The 17,745-nt window shown below is 67.3% G+C and carries 13 protein-coding genes and 1 pseudogene; 4 read left to right on the top strand and 10 right to left on the bottom strand.

Annotated elements, in window-relative coordinates:
• Positions 1 to 2,657 (bottom strand): molybdopterin oxidoreductase family protein (locus tag G3446_RS22435; protein WP_164455479.1); only part of this gene is annotated, 2,657 nt, incomplete at its 3' end.
• A gap of 311 nt (positions 2,658 to 2,968) precedes the next feature.
• On the opposite strand from G3446_RS22435, the gene G3446_RS22430 reads away from it, so the two are divergent.
• Positions 2,969 to 3,394, top strand: a complete 426-nt coding sequence (locus tag G3446_RS22430; RefSeq protein WP_164455477.1) for a globin family protein — start codon at positions 2,969 to 2,971, stop codon at positions 3,392 to 3,394.
• Positions 3,395 to 3,704: 310 nt separating this feature from the next.
• Here G3446_RS22430 and mgtE read toward each other — a convergent pair whose 3' ends face one another.
• Entirely contained in the window at positions 3,705 to 5,066 is a 1,362-nt protein-coding gene (mgtE, locus tag G3446_RS22425; RefSeq protein ID WP_164455475.1) for a magnesium transporter, read from the bottom strand.
• Positions 5,067 to 5,338: 272 nt separating this feature from the next.
• Here mgtE and G3446_RS22420 point away from each other — a divergent pair, with 272 nt between their 5' ends.
• From G3446_RS22420 to G3446_RS22410, 3 genes are read left to right on the top strand one after another with little or no spacing between them, the layout of a single operon-like run.
• Positions 5,339 to 5,617, top strand: a complete 279-nt coding sequence (locus G3446_RS22420; RefSeq protein ID WP_164455473.1) for a hypothetical protein — start codon at positions 5,339 to 5,341, stop codon at positions 5,615 to 5,617.
• A 46-nt stretch (positions 5,618 to 5,663) separates the two neighbouring features.
• Positions 5,664 to 6,053: a DUF3302 domain-containing protein gene (locus G3446_RS22415; protein ID WP_164455471.1), complete on the top strand. Its 390-nt coding sequence runs from the start codon at positions 5,664 to 5,666 to the stop codon at positions 6,051 to 6,053.
• Entirely contained in the window at positions 6,054 to 7,007 is a 954-nt protein-coding gene (locus G3446_RS22410) for an HlyD family secretion protein (protein ID WP_164455469.1), read from the top strand.
• Positions 7,008 to 7,034: 27 nt separating this feature from the next.
• Here G3446_RS22410 and G3446_RS22405 read toward each other — a convergent pair whose 3' ends face one another.
• From G3446_RS22405 to G3446_RS22365, 8 genes and pseudogenes are all read right to left on the bottom strand, one after another.
• Positions 7,035 to 8,459: an NAD(P)H-binding protein gene (locus G3446_RS22405; RefSeq protein ID WP_164455468.1), complete on the bottom strand. Its 1,425-nt coding sequence runs from the start codon at positions 8,457 to 8,459 to the stop codon at positions 7,035 to 7,037.
• Positions 8,440 to 8,859 (bottom strand): carboxymuconolactone decarboxylase family protein, encoded by a 420-nt coding sequence (locus tag G3446_RS22400; protein ID WP_164455466.1) that lies wholly within the window; start codon positions 8,857 to 8,859, stop codon positions 8,440 to 8,442. The genes G3446_RS22405 and G3446_RS22400 overlap by 20 nt, the downstream gene beginning before the upstream one ends.
• Positions 8,860 to 8,866: 7 nt before the next feature.
• Positions 8,867 to 9,172, bottom strand: coding sequence for a YebG family protein (locus G3446_RS22395; protein ID WP_164455464.1), 306 nt, complete (start codon positions 9,170 to 9,172; stop codon positions 8,867 to 8,869).
• 280 nt (positions 9,173 to 9,452) lie between these two features.
• Positions 9,453 to 11,279: a GGDEF domain-containing protein gene (locus G3446_RS22390; protein ID WP_164455462.1), complete on the bottom strand. Its 1,827-nt coding sequence runs from the start codon at positions 11,277 to 11,279 to the stop codon at positions 9,453 to 9,455.
• Between the two features lie 116 nt (positions 11,280 to 11,395).
• Positions 11,396 to 13,261 carry a methyl-accepting chemotaxis protein gene (locus G3446_RS22385; RefSeq protein WP_164455460.1) on the bottom strand — a complete coding sequence of 622 codons (1,866 nt, stop codon included), beginning with the start codon at positions 13,259 to 13,261 and terminating at the stop codon, positions 11,396 to 11,398.
• Positions 13,262 to 13,531: 270 nt separating this feature from the next.
• On the bottom strand, positions 13,532 to 14,848 hold the full coding sequence (locus tag G3446_RS22380; protein WP_164455458.1) for a GGDEF domain-containing protein: 1,317 nt from the start codon (positions 14,846 to 14,848) through the stop codon (positions 13,532 to 13,534).
• A gap of 146 nt (positions 14,849 to 14,994) precedes the next feature.
• Positions 14,995 to 15,714: pseudogene (locus G3446_RS28370) on the bottom strand (putative bifunctional diguanylate cyclase/phosphodiesterase); the annotation flags it as partial.
• A gap of 12 nt (positions 15,715 to 15,726) precedes the next feature.
• Positions 15,727 to 17,304 carry a methyl-accepting chemotaxis protein gene (locus G3446_RS22365; RefSeq protein ID WP_164455451.1) on the bottom strand — a complete coding sequence of 526 codons (1,578 nt, stop codon included), beginning with the start codon at positions 17,302 to 17,304 and terminating at the stop codon, positions 15,727 to 15,729.
• Positions 17,305 to 17,745: the final 441 nt, after the last annotated feature.

The raw sequence follows: 17,745 nt of genomic DNA, 5'->3' as shown, positions 1-17,745 counted from the left end.
ATGTCGCGTAGCGACTGCTCAACCGAGGAGCCGGATGCGTAGTCCCGCACGTCCGGATCTGTGGGAGCCGCGGGTGCATAAGCACCCGCGGCCACCCGGTACCGGTATCCCGCAGTCGGGTGGACAAGCGCAGCGCAGTCCACCAGCGCAGGCGCGGGATTCGGTGGACTTCGCGCTCGCTCGTCCACCCTACAGATCCAACTGACGATCAAGGCCGCGGCGCTCATGCGCTCGATGCGGATCGGCGTGCGCTTGATCATGCTCTGGTTGGTGAAGCTGTCCTGGTCCAGATAGTCCGTCAGCCGGTTGATCTGGCCCGGCACGAAGTCCAGGAAGGGATAGGCCCGAGGGACGTGCGCGTTGAAGCTGAGCTGCACGAAGACCATGCCGTGCAGACTGGCGATGCGCACCCGCTCGCCCTCCGCCAATCCGAGACGCTCGGCCTGGACCGGATTGATCTCGAGCCAGTAGGTCGCCTCCTCGACACCAGTGAGCGGCAGCGTCTTGATGCCGGAGTTGTAGCGGCCGCGATAGTACTTGCCGCGCCGCCCGGGACGGCCGCGCCCGGTGACGAGATTCATCAGCCGGTCGTCGCCCCGATTGCGCAGGCGCCCCTGCTCCAGGCGCGCGAGCAGGTCCTCCGGCGGGCGCACCAGCCGCGCCTGGTGGTCGTTGCCGTGGCGCACACGCGGAAAGATGGCTCCACGCTCGCGCGCCTGGGCATAGCGCCCGTTGCCTTGCCACTGAACGCCGCGCCCGGCCTGCCGTTTCAGCATGGCGTGGCTGATGGGCGCGCCGGATTCGCTCTCGAAGCGGTTGTAGGTGTCGAGCGCCAGCGAGGTATCGACCAGGTGGTCGAAGACCCTTGCGCTGTCGACCTGCCCGTGACTGTCCAAGTAGCGGCCGAAGGTGCGCTCGACGACGTCCGGGTCCAGCCCGTTCAGCGCGGCGGTGGCAGGGTCGCGCAGCCGGCGCGCGATGGCGAGCGCGAGCCTGGCGAGGATCTGCTCGTCCGACCAGGCCAGTGGCGGCGGCTCGGAGATGCGCTGCTGGAGCTGCAGGCTGCGGTCGCCGCGCTGGATGACGCCGGTCCGCTCGGTGTAGGTGTAGGACGGCAGCAGCACGTCGGCATAGTCGAGCACGCCATCGGCCAGGAAGGAGTCGATGACGATGTTGAAGGCACGCCCCATGCGCCTCTGCCAATGCCCCAGGCGCGGCATGTTGCGGGTCATCTGGGTGCCGACGAAGATGAAGCAGTAAAGGTTGTCGTCGTCGGCCATGTTGGCGACGGGCGTGCCCTTGCCGTTAGGGATGTTGTCCGGGGGCAGATCCAGCACCCGTGCGAGGTCGGCGCGGTGCTCGGGATTCGTCGGGTCTAGATTGAAGAGGAGGCGGCGCGAGTTGAATCCCATCGCCAGCTCGCTGGTTGCGTTCGACTGACCCGCGATGCGCATGGAGCCGGCGCCGCGGCGGCCGACGTTGCCGGTGAGCGGCAGCAGGTTGAGATTGCTGGAGAAGCCGAAGGTCCCCGTGCTCTGGTTGATGCCCATGCTGGAGACGAAGGCCGGGCGCGGTCGATCCCCGTCCGCGCCGGGCTTGGCGATGAGGGCGGCATAGCGGCGGATGGTCTCGGCCAGTGCCTCTGGATCGTCCTCCTCCAGCGCGATGCGCTCGGCGCCGGCCGCCGGGCCGAAGCGGTCCTCGGCGCAGAGTGCGCGAAAGGCCTGAAGGCTGTCGAGCTCCACTGCACGGGCGAGATAGTCCGCGTCTTCCCAGCCCTCGTCGAGGATCGCCCGCGCGAAGGACAGGTTGAAGAGGATGTCGCCGCCCCGCTCGAAGCGGATGTGCAGATTGCGCGGGTCGCGCGCGAGGACGTCGATGGCGGTGTCGCTGCGCACCGGGTCGATGACGACCTTGACTGCGTCCCGGTTGGTGAGGATCTTCTCGTAGGCCTGCGGGAAGGTCACCAGCGGATTGGCGCCGTGCATGATGACGACGTCGCAGTGCTCGATCTCCTCGAGCTCCCGCCAGGTGAAGGAGGCTTCGTTGCCGAAGTTCTGCTCGTGCGCACTGCCGGCGCTGGCCAGACAGTGCTCGGAGTTGGCGCCGATGGTCGGCAGGCCGAAAACCAGCTTGTAGAGGCTGGCCATCCAGATGGCCTCCAGCGTCTTCTGGCCGTTGCCGTAGATGGCCGCGGTTTGCGGACCTACCCACTCGCGGGTATGCAGAAAGAGCCAGGCGGCGCGCTCCAGGGCCTGGCCCCAGCTGACGGCCTTCATCTCGCCGTCGTGGTCGCGGATCATGGGCGAGCGGATGCGGTCGTCGGCGACGCCGCGCCTGGCGAGACGCCGCACCCGCTCGGTATCGCTGCCAGTGTGGAGCGAGGTCTCACCCTTGACGCAGAGACCGAGCGGACTGAGCGGCAGGATCCGCTCCCGCCCGCCTGGGGTCTCGACGACCGTGAAAGGGCAGCCGACGCCGCAGAAGCTGCAGACAGATGCCTTGTCGAGCAGGCGCCGATGGAGCTCGAAAGCGGCCGGGTCCGCCTGCGCCTCGAGATTCTCCGCAAAACCGCGGACGAAGGCGTGCACCGGACCATGGCCTGGCACCTGTCCCTTCCCCTCGACGCTGAGCGTCTTCGACGCGAGGCTCATCATTGCTGGCTCGCGTGCATGCAGCCTCTCTCGGCGAGCGTGGCTGGCCTGTGCGCCAAGTCTTGTTGGTACCTGGCGCTGGCGCAACCGCAAGAGGACTGTGGGAATCATGGCCGAAGGCAGCCTGCGAGCATCGGTCGCGCGGGCTGAAGGCCGCGCCGAGGCGGCCGTCCCTCGGCGGCTGGGCGAGGCGCAGCCTTCCCTCAGCGCGCTCGGCCTTGACCGCTGGAGTCGCGGACAGATAGCTTCGGTCTCACAGGGTCCGATCCGGGCCTGACGTCTTCTGAGCAAAACCGAGCCGTGGAAACCATCCGATGAACCCGCAAACCATCGCCCTCGTCCGAACGTCCTGGAACAAAGTCAAGCCGCAGGCCGAGCCGGCTGCGCAGCGCTTCTACGAGCGCTTGTTCGCGCTCTATCCGGAGACCAAGCAGCTGTTCCAGGAGGATATGGACGAGCAGCGGCGCAAGCTCATGGCGATGCTGGATACCGCGGTCGACGCGCTCGACGACCTGGATGCCGTGCTGCCGGCGATCGAGGAGCTGGGCGCACAGCACGCCTGCTATGGCGTCACCGGCGCCGATTACGACAAGGTGGCCGATGCCTTGCTGTGGACACTGGGCCAGGCGCTGGGCGCCGACTTCACGCCCGAGGTCCAGGGCGCTTGGACCGAGGTCTACAGGAGCCTGGCCGAGGCAATGCAGGAAGGCGCTGCGGCGGACGCCTTGGACTGCCCTTGACCGCCGCGACTTCCGCAGGAGACTTCGTGACCAAAAAAGCGGGAAGCTGCTGACGGACACTTTCTAGGCTGTGACCCCAGCACTGATGTGGGCGCTGTCGGTGCTGGGAGTGTCGGCCTCCAGGCCGACACCTGTTGACCTGGAGGTCAACAGGCCCAGCGTCACCCGCTCTCGCAACATAGGACGGAATCGCCTGACTAGAGCACCTCGGGCACTGAGGTGGGCTTGGCCGGGGCCTAGCGGGATTGATGCGGCGATACTCCCGGGGCCGCGCAGTCTCGCAACCGAGGGCGAAGCTCGGTATTCGATGCTAGAGCAGGAAGAGGCTCGCCAGCCCAAGGAAGCTCAGAAATCCAACGACATCTGTAACCGTGGTCAGGATGACGGCACCGGACAGCGCGGGGTCGATGCCGAGGCGGTGCAGGATGATGGGCACGGCGATGCCGGAGAATGCGGCGGCCAGCAGGTTCAGCATCATGGCGACCGCGATCACCATGGCGAGCCCGGTGCTTTGGAACCAGAGCCAGGCCACGAGCGCGACCAGCGCGGCCCAGACCAGGCCATTGAGTGCGCCGACGCCCAGCTCCTTGAGCAGAAGCCAGCGCAGGTTCGCGTCCGCGATCTGGTTGAGCGCCAGGCCCCGGATGGTCAAGGTCAGGGTCTGGCTGCCGGCGATGCCGCCCATGCTGGCGACCACGGGCATGAGCACCGCCAGGGCGACGATCTTCTCCAGCGCGTCCTCGAAGCGGCCGATCACCCAGGCGGCGAGGAATACGGTCACCAGGTTGATCCCGAGCCAGACCCCGCGTCTGCGCGCACTGGGGATGACGGGGGCGAAGAGGTCTTCCTCCTCTTCGAGGCCGGCACTCTTCAAGAGGCGCCGGTCCGCCTCCTCGCGAATGACGTCGACCACGTCGTCGATGGTGATGCGCCCGAGCAGCCGGTCCTCCGCGTCCAGGACCGCCACCGAGATCAGGTCGCGGCGCTCGAACAGCGCCGCCAGCTCAGATTCGGTCGCCTCGGCCCGAGCCAGCTCCGCGGCCGGCTCCATGACGTCGGCGACCAGGCTGTCGGGATCGCCGGTCACGACCGTGCCCATGTCCAGCTTGCCGAGATAGCGGCCGTCGTCGCCGACCACCATGAGCGCGTCCGTGTGCGGCGGCAGCCTGAGATGCAGGCGCAGCCAGCGCAGCACGACCGCGAGGGTGACGTCGGCGCGCACGCTGATGACATCCGTGCTCATGAGGCGCCCGGCCGTGCCCTCCGGATAGCTGAGCACGGCCTCGATGCGTCGGCGATGATCCTCTTCCAGGGCGGTCAGGACCGTCTCGGTGAGATCGGCGGGCAGGACATCGAGCACCTCCGCGAGGTCCTCGTCGTCCATCTGCTCGGCGGCTTCGACCAGCTCCTCCGGCTGCATCTCGTCGATGAGGGTTGCGCGCGCCTCGTCGTGGACGTAGGCCAGTACCTCGCCGCGCTGGTCCTCGGGAACCAGCTCCCAGGTCGCCCGACGCGGCTCGGGGGGCATGCCCTCGAGGAGACCGGCGACCTCCGCCGGGTGAAGCTCCGCGAGCGCGCTCGCCAGGCGCTCCGTCCAGCCCTGCGCGAGGTCGCTTTGGGCCAGCTCGACGAGCTCCGCGAGCGCGAGCTGCTGGGCAGTTGTCGAATCCATGGTGGCTGGCTCCCGGTCGTCGTTCGGTTAGGCGTGCGGTGCGCGCGAGCTTATACGCCTGGGATCATGGGAGCCACAGGGGGAGCCCTTGGGCCGAGGGCGCGACCGCCTCGTCGCCAGGCCCACAGACGCCTGCGCCCCGCCCATCCGAGCCAGGGCCGATGCGTCTGTGCCGGGCGAAACTTGGGAGGCTGGGTAGAGTCGCGCCTATATTTCGGGTGCTGGCGCCTCCACAATGGTGCGATTGACGAGATTACCTTGGGAGAGCATTTATGGGTGGGCCATCACACGAGGACGGTGTCATGATCGCGGTCATCGGCCGCTTGGAGAAGTTCCGTCTTCCGCGCACCCTGGACATCAAGGCCAAGGTGGATCGGGGCGAGCGTCTGGAGGACAGCGAGATCGCCTACCTCAAGCGCGTGCTCGCCGACGCCGAGCAGGTCAAGCGGCTGGTCGACAGGCGGCCGGACCTGCAGGGACTCTACACGCGCGTCATCGGCCTCTATCAGGACATCACTCAGAAGGCGCTGGAGAACGAGCGCGGCGCCTAGCGGGGCGCCCGCTGCGTCAGGCAACCATCATCCCAGGAGCTGTGGCGTGTTCCTCGACTATTTCGCCCTCGGGCTGCTCTTCTTCGTCGCGATCGTGCTCTTCTACGGCATCATCGTGATCCATGACATCCCCTATGAGATTGCCAAGAAGCGCAATCACCCGCAGCAGGACGCGCTGCACGTCGCCGGCTGGATCAGTCTCTTTACCCTGCATGCGATCTGGCCCTTCCTGTGGATCTGGGCGACGCTCTACCGCGAGGACCGCGGCTGGGGCTTCGACCGCGGGCGGTCGCCGCCGCCCGCGACCGAGCCGATCGTGACGGCAGAAGAGGTGATGGCCCTGCGCCAGCACATCGAGCGCCTCGAGCTGCGCTTGCAGGCCTTTGAGCAGGCAGCACTGGTTGAGCAGTCGGCACAGCCGGAGGGGGAGCGCTAGATGGACCTTCTACTCATTCTGACCTACACCGCCATCTGCGTCGCCGTCTTCAAGATCTTCAGGATCCCACTGAACAAGTGGTCGGTGCCGACTGCCGTCTTGGGCGGAATCCTGATCATCGGCATTTTGCTGCTGCTCATGAACTACAACCACCCCTACTCGGAAGTCGTGCGTCAGTACTATGTGACCACGCCCATCATTCCCGAGGTAAGGGGGAGGGTGATCGAGGTCCCTGTCCAGCCGAATCAGCCGGTGAAGGAGGGGGATGTCCTCTACAGGATCGACGCGGCTCCATTCGAGGATAAGCTCCGTGGGATCGAGGGGGAGATCGCCGCCGCCCGCAAGGACCTCGAGCGCTCGCGGGAGCTCTTTGCCAAGCAAGCGATCAGCGAGCGCGCGCTCGATCAGTCGCGCGCCAGCGTCGACGACCTACAGGCCAAGCTCGATGACGCCCGCTTCGATCTCGAGCAGACGGTGGTCAAGGCCCCTAGCGAGGGTATCGTCACTCAGCTCGCCTTGCGGCCCGGCATGATGGCCGTGCCGCTGCCGCTCAGTCCCGCCATGACCTTCATCCACAAGCAGGAGGGGGCCTTTATCGGCTGGTTTCGGCAGAACAGTCTGCTCAGGCTGGAGAGCAGCAGCGAGGCCGAGGTCACGCTCGACAGCATTCCGGGCGTCATCTTTGCCGCCGAGGTCGCCGAGATCCTGCCTGTCATCGGCGAGGGTCAGGTGTCCCCGGGGGCGCAGCTCATGCGCTTCGGTCAGCAGCGCGTGCCCGGGCGGGTCGCCGTCAAGCTCCAAATCAGGGACCCGCGTTTCGAGGAATTCAGGCTCCCCGGCGGCGTCTTCGGTCAAGCAGCCATCTACAGCGACCATTTCCACCATGTCGCCGTCATGAGAAAGGTCCTGCTGCGCATGGCGGCCTGGATGAACTACGTCTTCCCATTGCATTAGGCTCGCCAGCCCGCCTCGCCGCGCGGACTAGCGCGCCAGCCGCGCCAGGCGGCCTTGGTAGCGGCGCATCACCAGCCAGTGACCGAGCGCCTGCGTCGGGATGTAGAGGTACCAAGGCAGGGCCGGGGCATAGTCGTGGATGGCCGTCATGGTGTAGCGCGCGCCGAGCAACGTGTGGAACTCGAAGCGCGCCTGCGCGCTGCCAGGGCGCGCCAGGGCGCCGCCGCAGATGGCGTAGACCTGGCGCTCCGGAGTGCTTTGGTCCGGGAGGCGGCGCAGCGCCAGCAGCTTGAGCCGTGGGAGCCTGATCCAGACCTCGACATGGCCGGCGCCGTCGACCTGGCTGCGAATCAGCGGCCAGCAGCAGCTGCCCAGCCAACGGAAATAATTGCCGCTGACCCAGGTCGCGTCTTGCCCGGGCGGCAAGAGCACCCTTTGGATCGAGCGCACGCGCGCCTCCTTGCGCATCAGTGACTGGTCCGCCTCGAGCAGCTGATCGCGCGGTCGCGGTCGCGGCCGTCCCGAGACGGGATCGATGCAGCGCTCGAGCGCGGCTGCAAAGCTCAGGGCATCCGGCGCGATGACGCGCTGCAGGGCGTTGTCCCGCATGAGGGTGTCCTGGGGCAGGCTCTCGACGATGGCGCCGACCATCTGGGGCGGCGCACCGCTCACCAGCCTTGCCGTCAGCGAGACCAAAGACGTTGGCAGCAAGGGCAGGCGCAGGATGAGGCGTCTGAGCCCAAGCACCTGGGCCGTTTCCCGCAGCATCTGCTCATAGCTCAGCTCCTCCCTGCCGCCGATGTCGAAGGCGCCCGTGAAGTCATGGGGGCGGCCGAGGCAATGAAGGATGGCGCGGATCAGGTCCGGCAGGGCGATGGGGCGGGTGCGCGACGCGCTCGACGGCGGTAGCAGCAGGACTGGCAGCCGCCGCACCAGGTCGATGAGGAGGTTGGGGCCGGTCCCGCCCGGGCCGAGGACGAGACTGGGCCGCAGCGCAGTGACCGGCGTCCCCTGCGAGGCGAGCACCATTTCGACCTCGCGCCGGCTCCAGAGCAAAGGCGAGAATCTGAAGCTCTGCGGCATGACGCCGCTAACGAAGAGGATCTGACGCACGCCGTTGGCGGCGGCCGCGCGGGCGAAGTTGTCCGCCAGCACCAGGTCCATGTCGCGCGGGCTGGCCTGCGTCAGCCGCGAGGAGGGCGCCAGGGAGTGGACCAGATAGACGGCGTAGTCGATGCCCTTCAGGCTGTGCTCGACCGCGCTGACGCGAAAGAGGTCGCAGTGGCGCCAATCGAGGCTTGCGAGGCCGCTGGCGCTTGCGGCCCGGATGGGCGAGCGCGTCAGTGCCCTGACCTGGAATCGCTCCGCGAGGTGCGGCAGGAGCGCCGTGCCGACGAAGCCGCTGGCGCCGGCGATGGCGACGCGCGGCCGCTCAGTCCGCGACTCGGTCATCGGCCCCGCTCGTGCGCGCGTCATAGGCCGCGATGACCGCTGCGAGCGCGCTCAGCGCGCGATTGGTCGCCGGCATACCCGCATAGACGCCGACCTGGAAGCAGGCTTCCGCCAAGGTCTCCCGCGCGATCCCAGACCTGAGCGCGACCCAGAGATGGACGCGAAGCTCCTCCTCATGGCCGAGTGCCGCAAGCGCGGAAACGGCGACCAGCTGACGTGTCTGCAGCGAGACCCGCTCGCGGGCGTAGAGACCCTCGAAAAGGTGTCGAGACAGCGCCGCGGCGAGCTCTGCGTCGAACGCCCGCCACCGCGCGCTCGGCCGCTCCCAGGGGAAGTCTTCGAGCAGCTTGGCGAAGCGCCCTTGTCGCTCCAGGTCATCTGGGCCCGAGGAATGGCGCATGCGGGACTCAGCCCGTGGCCTTGATGGGGGCGATGTTGTCCGTGGCTGGGGCTGGTGTTTCGGCGGCGTCGCGCTCCGGCGCCTTGCCCTTGAGCACCCGCTCGACGTCGCGCGCATTGCGTGCCAGATAGATGGTCAGCTCCTCCAGGTCGGTGTCCGAGAGGCTGGCCAGCACCCCGTCCGCGCGGATCATCTCCGCCAGGCGCTCGGCATTGTCCAAGGCACGGTCATAGGCGTCCGCGGCCTTCTTGTCGGTGGTTCGCAATCTCTCCACTCCGTGACTGTCTTTGACGATGTACTCGATCTCGATCATGAGGAATTCTCCGGTCTGGCGGTGGGCGCGGCTCGCGGGGCAGTATAGCGGGCCGGCAAGGGCGGCTCGACCCGGTGGCGGGCGCGGCGGGGGTATTCTGGGCGGCGTGTGCCTTTGAGCCGCTAGCGTTCGGCGGCTCGGCATCGCCTCCGCGTTTCGCTCCGTGGGAGCGGTGCCCCGCCGCGACTTGGGCGGTCGGAGCTGGCCCCGTCGCCCGCAAGCGGGCTCCGACGGAGAGGGGCGCCTAGGAGCCCGCTTGCGGGCCACGCCGCATCCATGGTCAAGGCATCTGGCCCTCTGCGCCATGGGTCACCAAGCCGGCCGAGCTCGCCTTGGCCTGATGCTTGAGCGCGGCGATGGTGCGGCCAAGCTCGTCGCCGTTTCGGAAACGGCTCCCCGGGCGGACGACGAGCAGCGCCGCGCTGCAGCGCATCAGCGGCATCTTGCGCAGCTCGCCATACCTGTCCTCGCATTCGAGGTGTCCGCGGGCCCGATCGGCGGGGTCATAGAGGCTTTGGACATCGGATGCGAACTTGGCGAGCAGCTGCTCGATTTGGGCGGCTGCGGTCCCGGAGTCGAGGTCCTGGGCGCCCGCGAAGAAGTCGTCTCCGCCGATGTGACCGACGAACCAACCGCTGGCGCAGAGCTGATCGCGGATGAGCTGGGCGAACATCTGGATGGCGCGGTCTCCGCGCCTGAAGCCATAGTGGTCGTTGAAGGCCTTGAAGTTGTCGAAGTCGAAATAGACCAGGCAGGAGCTCCCCTGAGCCTTGCCGAGGGCCTCCGAGACATAGCGATGGACGGGCTTGTTGGCCGGGAGCTTGGTCAAGGGGTTTTCGTTGCGCGCGGAGGCGAGCTTGCGCTCCCCCACGAGCTGCAGCAGCGCGGTGGCCGAGATGAAGCCGTCGTAGCGCCCGTCCTGGGTGAGCAGGATGCCGGCGGCGCTCGGCGTCGCCGAATAGGCCTCGAGCAGGCGCTCCGCGCTGTCGAAGATGTCTACAGTGGGGCAGGGGCGGACGAAGTCGAGGATCTCGCGCGCGAAGGCCCGATTCAGCATGAGGTCGCGGCCGTAGGCCGAATAGATGAAGTCCTTGATATCGACCTCGTGGATCAGGCCCATCGGCCGGTCTGCCCTGTCGACGACCGGGACGAAGTGATGACCCTTGTGCTGGCGAAAGGCGTCGAAGATGCGTCCCACGCTGTCATGCGCGCTCAACGGGGGCAGGAACTCGCGGTACTGCTCGATGAGGAGCCAATCGTCCGGGGCCTCGCGTCGATTGCGCTGATGGATCTCTTCGACGTGGGCGTAGCTCGATCGGAGGGCGTCGAGGTCGAGCTGGGGATGGGCGACGAGATAGCCCTGCACGAGGTCGCAGCCGACCTCGCGGCAGGCGAGCAGCTCGCGATCGGTCTCCACGCCCTCGGCGATCACCCCGATGCCCATGAGGTGGGCGAGCTGGACCGTGTTGGCGACGAAGAGGCGCTTGCGCTGGTCTTCCGCCATGCCGCGAATGAAGAAACGGTCGATCTTCAGGATGTTGGGCGGATGCTCGTAGAGCAGCCGCAGTCCGGCGTAGCCGCTGCCGAAGTCGTCGATCGCGAAGTGGAAGCCTTGCGCGCGATAGGCTTGAATCGCGCGCTCGACGGCGGGATTGCCCGTGTGGTCCGCCTGCTCGGATAGCTCCAGGCACATGCTCTCGGGGCCGAGTCCGTGCCGGCGAAGGATCTCCAGTGTTTGCTCCGGCCGCTCGTGCTCGATGAGGTGCGGGTCGAGATTGAAGAAGAGCCGATAACGCTGGGCGTCCGGCAGTTCGATGAAGGTGGCGATGGCCTGCTCGCGCAGCATGCTGTCCAGCGCTGTGCCAATGCCCGCGCGCCAAGCGGCGCCCATGAAGCTCTGTACCGTCGGGAAATCAAGGGCATGGACGCCGCGCAGCAGGGCCTCGTAGCCGAAGACGGCGCCCGTGTGAATGTTGACGATCGGCTGAAGGGCGTAGCGCAGCCTCGCCCGCGCCCGCTCCAGCAGGGTCTCGTCGGCCTGCGCGGGACAGGCGGCTGCGGGTGGCGTCGTTCGGGACCTGTCGTGTGTGGCGAGCTCGGAGTACATCTGTCTTCTCTGGTGGCAGCCCCAAGGCTCGATTCCCCTGGCGCGTCGCGCACGCGCGCGGATCTGCGATCCCGCGATCCGCGTCCATCGAGCATCGACCCTGGAGCAATGGCGCGCTAGTGGACGCGGAAATAGGCGACGCGCTCGCGCAAGGTGCTGGAGAGCGTGCTCAGGCTGGCGCTGTGCGCGAAGCCGGATTCGGCCTCTTGGGAGTGGCTCTGCGCGAGCTGATTGATCTTGTTGATGGCGAGCGCGATGGCATCCGCCATGCGGCTCTGCTGCTCGGCGGCGCTGGCGATGAGGTCGGTCATGTCCGTCAGGCCCTTGACGGCCTCCGAGAAGGCGTCGAGGTTCTCGACGGCCACGCCATAGTGCGCGACGCTCTGGCGGGCGCGGTCTCGATTCGCGTGGATGACCTCGACGGCTGCGCTGGTGCTCTGCTGCAGCCCCTCGATCAGCACCTCGATCTCTTCGATGGACGCTTCGGTCCGATTGGCTAGCCCGCGGACTTCCTCCGCGACCACGGCGAAGCCTCGGCCCTGCTCGCCGGCGCGCGCGGCCTCGATGGAGGCATTGAGCGCGAGCAAGTTGGTCTGGGTGGCGATGTTGCGGATGACGTCGAGCACCTTGCCGACCGCGAGGCTCTGTCCAGCCAGCCCTTGGACGACCCCGGCGGCCTCGTCGATCTCCACGGCGAGGCTCGCGAGGATGTCGGTCGTGGCCTCCAGGATCTGGCGGCTCGCGTCGATCTGCCGCTGGGCCTGCGAGGTCGTGCCGACGGCCCGCGAGGTATGGCCGGCGATCTCCTGGGCGGCGGTCGCGAGCTGACCCACGGCGAGGTCGACCTGGCTGGTCTCGGACTTCTGCTCGTCGAGCTGCACCTTGCTGGTCTCGGCCAGACGCTCCATGTGCCCCGCCGAGAGGTGCAGGTCGCCGCTGGCGGAGTGGAGGTGTCCGACGATGTCGCGGATCCGCTCTACCATGGTCTGCAGCGCCTGCATCAGCTGTCCGACTTCGTCGCCGCGGCCGATGGCGAAGGAGACGCTCAGATCGCCGTCGGCGAGTGCCGAGACCGTCGCCACGGCGCGGCTCAGCGGTCTCAGCGCGTGGCGCATATAGAGGTAAAGCCCGATGGTCGCCAGGATCAGCATGAGCAGGACGCCCCAGAGTGCGATGGCATCGAAGCGCTGTTGCGCGGCGTACCAGCCGCTGGCGTCCTTGATACTCACGAGGTGGGCGATGGCCGCGCCGTCGAGGCCGACCACTGGCACCACGGCCGCCGAATAGGCGGCGTCGCCCGTGGTCAGTGTCGTGTGCAGGGTGTCGCCGAGTGCCGGCAGGTCGAGTGAGAGCCCATCGAATCGTTCTGGATCGGCCCCCGCATAGCGCTCGCCCGTGCCGCTGGCGAGGAAGACCTCTGACTCGGAGATCCCCTCGAGCGCCGTGACCGCGGCCGCCAGGGGGCTCTGAAAGACCGCGGTTCCGATCAGTTTGTGGCGCGACCTGAGCACGAATGCCAACAAGGCGACAGGTTTGCTGGCGGCGCTCCGGCCAATGCCGCGCCGCGTGGCTTCTTCACGAGCGGCCATGCGCGCCAGAGACGCAACATCGCCCGGCGCGTCCGCATCGCCGCAGCACATCGGCTGCTCCGCGGCGTCGAAGATATAGAGCCGCTCGAAATAGCCTTGATCCCCGATCAGATTGATCAGGGACTCCAGGCTCTTGTCCAGCTGCTCAGGCGCGCTCTGCTTGAGCGCCTGCTTGAGATAGAAGTCGTCCGCCACGCTGGAGACGCCAGCTTCCATGTGCTCGAAGAGGCCGTCCGTCGCCTGTTTCCAGAGCAGCGTGGTGCCCGCCGTGACCTCTTGGGCGAGACGATCCTCGAGCCGACTCATGCTGAGCCGCGCCACCACCCCCAAGACGAGCGCGACGACGAGGGTGACCGAGATCGCGGCGAGGGTAACGCTTTTTCGGATGCTCATGGCGCTGCTGCCTAGACGTCCAGCTCGAACTCCTTGGCCCGAATCCAAGCGATTCGGGCTGCCCGAGCACAGTAGAGCAGCGCGGCGTTACCGCCTCGTGAACATCCGCCCTGATTGTGACGGCCTTCTCCAACGCGAGTGCGGGACCCTGACCTGCTCTTTCGGTTGGCACTGCGGCTGGCGTCAGGGGCCAAGAAGCTGGCCGTTGGAGTCTAAGCTGACAGCTCTATTCGGCACGAAGAGAGCGCACCTGAAGCCTGATGTGCCCTGCTAGGGCGTGCCTGCTCCGGGCTCCAGCTTCTTCTGGCGCTTTTCCTCGTACATGGAGGCGTCGGCGCGCCTCAGCAGGCGCTGAGGCGTTTCGCCGTCCCAGGGGAAGAGCGCCATGCCGACGCTCGCGCTGACGCGCAGCGAGCTGCCCTCGTGGAGGATCTCGGTCTGCTCCAGGAGCTGGCGGAGCTTACCCTTGAAGGCGACCGCCCCCTTCTGATCCATCTCCGGAGCCAGGATCACGAGCTCGTCGCCGCCGATGCGGGCGATGCTGTCGTTCTCGCGCAGGTTCTCCTCGAGCAGCTCCGCGCAGCGACAGAGCACGGCGTCTCCGGCGGCGTGTCCGTAGCTGTCGTTGATGATCTTGAAGTCGTCGAGGTCGAGCACGAAGAGCACGAGCGAGCGCGCATAGCGCTTCGCTCGGGTGAGCTCCAGGGCGATGCAGTGATTGAAGGCGCGCCGGTTCAGCAGGCCGGTCAGGTCGTCGCGCTCGGACTGCTCGCGCAACTGGTCCTGTGCCAGGGAGAGCTTCTCGAGCAGCGCATCGAAGCTCTGCGCAAGCAGCTGAAGCTCCAGAAACATCAGGGGCTCGTCGACCGCCGGCTTGCGATGCGCGAGGGTGCCGGTACGCTGGACGTGCAGGATGCGGCTGGTCAATTGCATCAAGGGACGGACGAGGAAGCGACGGTTGATCAGGAACTGCACCGACAGCAGGAGAAGCGTCACCACGGCAACAACCTGGATGACGCCGCTGAATGCCGCGCTGAGCGGGCGCTTGAGCGGCGCCAAAGGCAGCGCCATTTGCACGACCCCGTTGACCTGTCCCGCGGCGACGTTGGTATGGCAGCCGAGGCATTCGGCCGCGGCTACGAAGGGATAGACGAGGTGGACCGTCTCGCTGTCCTCCCACACCTCCTCTTTGCCGCTCGACAGCACCCGAGCGATCTCGGGCGATGTCTGGCGCAGTCTCCGCGCCTGTGCCGTGTCCCCGAAAAGGGCGGCGACATGCTCGCTGCGGACGAGATCGATCTCTGCGCCCTCCACGCCCGAGCGGGCGCGCGCGACCACGGCGCCGATCTCACTCGGGCTCCAGCCCGCGCGCATACTGCCGTAGAGCCCGGCGAAGACGAGCTCCGAGAGGATCCGGGCCTCTTTGGTCGCCTGGTCACGGACGACCCTGTCGATCAATGCATTGGAGGCGAGGTAGATCGCCAGGCTCAAGATTCCGATCGTGAGCCCGAAGATGAGCAGGACGACTCGGGTCAGCGAGGGCCTCAAGCGGGGCGCGCCATAACGATGCGAGCGCGACTGGATCATGTCGTCGACCTCTTGCCTTGGCTGTTCGGGTCGGCATCCTGGCTTGAGCCCTGGGTTGGCCGTTCGATGCGGCGGCTAGGCTGTCCCTGCGGTGACCTGCTTTCTGTGGTTTCTGCCTTTGTTGCGACCAGCGGCGTGGGCGCAGCTCAGGCGTCTCGCGCGCGCCTCAGCCACTGTGTGGCGGCATCGGGTGGCAGCGGCTGACTGAAGTAGAACCCTTGTGCCTGAGGGCACCTGCGTCCGCGCAAGTAAGCCAGCTGCGCCTCCGTCTCCACCCCTTCGGCGATCGCCTCCAGCTCGAGATGTCGCGCGATCGTCAGGATGGTGTCGACGATCGCCGCCTCCTTTTGCGTGTCGGTCACGCGGCGGACGAACGACTGATCGGTCTTCAGTCGGTCGACCGGATACGACTGAAGATAGCGCAGGCTGGAGTAGCCGGTGCCGAAGTCGTCAATGGCGAGGCGCAAGCCGAGCGCCTTGAGGCGCTCGAGTGTCTTGATGATATCGCGCGTCCCCTCGAGCAGGCTGTTCTCGGTGATCTCGAGCTCGAGCCGGTCGGGCGGCAGCGCGGATTCTTTCAACAGACTCTCGATCTGGGCGCAGAGCGCCAGTCGCCGGCGCGCCTATTGGAACTGCTGAGCGGATAGGTTCAGCGCCACGGGAACGCTGGCCAGCCCGGCGCGGGTCCAGGCGAGCAGCTGCGCGCCAACCGCGCGGAGCACCCAGTCGCCCAGATCCTGGATCAGGCCGGACGACTCGGTCAGCGGCACGAAGTCGTCCGGTCCCAGCAGGCCGTGCTCGGGATGGTGCCAGCGCACCAAGGCCTGCAGGCCGACCAAGCCCCCTGTTTCGAGCGACACATGGGGCTGGTAGGAGAGCTAGCGTTCCGTCTTATATTGGTGCGCGACCCCCATCAGGCGGCCGGCGAGGTCCTCAAGATGGCTGGTGGCGCTCACGACACCATCTGTGCTTTGCAGGGTTTCCGTGGAGAGGTGCCGAATGCTCTCCACATTGCGGTTCATCTCTTCGACGACCGCGCTCTGCTCCTCCGTGGCGGTGGCGATCTGGGCGTTCATGTCGTTGATGCGCTCCACCGACTGGGCGATGGCGTCGAGCGAGCTGTCGGTCTCCCCGGCCGAGCCGACGCTTTGCTCCGCCTGCTCGCGCCCGCGCTGCATGATGGCGACGGCATTCTGGGCGCCATCCTGCAGGCGCGCGATCATCTCCTGGATCTCCTGGGTGGATTCCTGGGTGCGCTGAGCCAGGGCGCGCACCTCGTCGGCGACGACGGCGAATCCGCGCCCTTGCTCGCCCGCCCGAGCCGCCTCGATGGCGGCATTGAGGGCCAGCAGGTTGGTCTGTCCGGCGATGCCGCGGATGACGTCGAGGATCTTGCCGATGTTCGCCGACTCGGCCTCGAGGTGCGCGATCGTCTGCGCCGCCTCGCCGACCCCTTCGGCGAGCTGACGGATGCCGTCGACGCTCGTTCGCACGACCGCGCGGCCGTTCTGCGCGTCGCCACTCGCCTGATGCGCGGCGTCCGCCGCCGCCGAGGTGTTGTTGGCGACCTCCGCGACGGTTGCGGACATCTCGTTCATGGCCGTCGCGACCATGTCCGTTTCCTGGTGCTGCTGCTCCATCAGGCGATGGGTGGCGTTGGTCGCCTGAGCGAGCTGGCCCGCGGCATCGGCCACGCCAGTGGCGGATTCCTGAATGTGCCCCATGACGGTCGCCAGCCGCGACTGAAGCATCTTGATGGACTGCAGGACCTCGGCCGTCTCGTTGTTGCCCGAAACATGGATCGGGGAGGTCAGATCTCCGCTCGCGATCGCCTTCGCCATGCGCACGCTCTCCCCGATATGGCGAAAGATGGCGCTGGCGCTGATCTGGGCCAGGACGAGGCCGAGGACCAGGGTGGCCAGGCCGGCCCAAATGCTCCCGACCCAAGCTGCCGCGACGGCGCCCAGGCCGACGGCGCCGAAGGCCGCGGTCAGCCAGGCGCGATGGCTGGGCTCGGGCAGGAGGGGGCGCGGCAGGTCTTCGAGCTTGCGCTCGCGCACCCGGGCGTAGAGCCGCTCGGCGGCGTCGATCTGTGCGCGGGTCGGCTTGGTCCGTACCGATTGGTAGCCGACCAGGGTGTCGCCCTCGTAAACCGGCGTGACATAGGCATCCACCCAATAGTGGTCGCCGTTCTTGCAGCGGTTCTTGACGATGCCGCGCCAGGCCTTGCCGGTCTTCACCGTCGCCCAGAGGTCCTTGAAGGCGGCCGGCGGCATGTCCGGATGCCGGATGACGTTGTGATTGGCGCCGATCAGCTCGTGCTCTTCGTAGCCGCTGATCTCGATGAAGGGCTTGTTGCAGTAGGTGATGAGGCCCTTGGTATCGGTCGTCGAAACGATGACGAACGAATCGGGGTAGTCGTTTTCGCGGTTCGTGATCGGGAGATTGAGCTTCATGTCCGGTGCGGCTGCGTTCGGTCTGGTGAAGGATATCCCTGTTGATTTCGATCGCGTCGATGCGGGCTCCGTATGATACGGCCCCTGGGTCGCAGCGTGTTGGAAATCTCCAGTATCGCGAGCGTCTCGTGCCCGCTTCGCGAGGATGGACATCTGCTCGAGTCCTAGGCTCCGTCTCGTATCGCGAGACTGGACCGCCTCTAGCGTGGCGGTCTGCAGGTCAGCAGGTGTCGGCCTGGAGGCCGACCCTCCCAGGGCGAGCGTCGCCGGCGTCCATCAAGCGCGTGCTCCCCGGAAACCCGACGGTTTTCCGATAGACGGTTTCTCGATCCCAGTGGTGTCGCCTCTAAACGGCGGAGTCGCGGGGGCGCGGGGGGCGGGGCAGGCCGGGGCGGGGGGGGGCGCGGGGGGGGGGGGGGGGGGGGGGGGGGGGGGCACGGG

This window comes from Thiorhodococcus minor (genome assembly GCF_010820565.1).
GTDB lineage: Bacteria > Pseudomonadota > Gammaproteobacteria > Chromatiales > Chromatiaceae > Thiorhodococcus > Thiorhodococcus minor.
The sequence above is the reverse complement of the archived record's forward strand: the minus strand, read 5'-3'. Positions and strand labels throughout refer to the sequence as shown.

Coding starts and splice junctions, on each gene's coding strand:
- G3446_RS22430 (WP_164455477.1), top strand. CDS start 2,969: ATGAACCCGCAAACCATCGCCCTCGTCCGAACGTCCTGGAACAAAGTC.
- mgtE (WP_164455475.1), bottom strand. CDS start 5,066: ATGGATTCGACAACTGCCCAGCAGCTCGCGCTCGCGGAGCTCGTCGAG.
- G3446_RS22420 (WP_164455473.1), top strand. CDS start 5,339: ATGGGTGGGCCATCACACGAGGACGGTGTCATGATCGCGGTCATCGGC.
- G3446_RS22410 (WP_164455469.1), top strand. CDS start 6,054: ATGGACCTTCTACTCATTCTGACCTACACCGCCATCTGCGTCGCCGTC.
- G3446_RS22405 (WP_164455468.1), bottom strand. CDS start 8,459: ATGACCGAGTCGCGGACTGAGCGGCCGCGCGTCGCCATCGCCGGCGCC.
- G3446_RS22400 (WP_164455466.1), bottom strand. CDS start 8,859: ATGCGCCATTCCTCGGGCCCAGATGACCTGGAGCGACAAGGGCGCTTC.
- G3446_RS22395 (WP_164455464.1), bottom strand. CDS start 9,172: ATGATCGAGATCGAGTACATCGTCAAAGACAGTCACGGAGTGGAGAGA.
- G3446_RS22390 (WP_164455462.1), bottom strand. CDS start 11,279: ATGTACTCCGAGCTCGCCACACACGACAGGTCCCGAACGACGCCACCC.
- G3446_RS22385 (WP_164455460.1), bottom strand. CDS start 13,261: ATGAGCATCCGAAAAAGCGTTACCCTCGCCGCGATCTCGGTCACCCTC.
- G3446_RS22380 (WP_164455458.1), bottom strand. CDS start 14,848: ATGATCCAGTCGCGCTCGCATCGTTATGGCGCGCCCCGCTTGAGGCCC.
- G3446_RS22365 (WP_164455451.1), bottom strand. CDS start 17,304: ATGAAGCTCAATCTCCCGATCACGAACCGCGAAAACGACTACCCCGAT.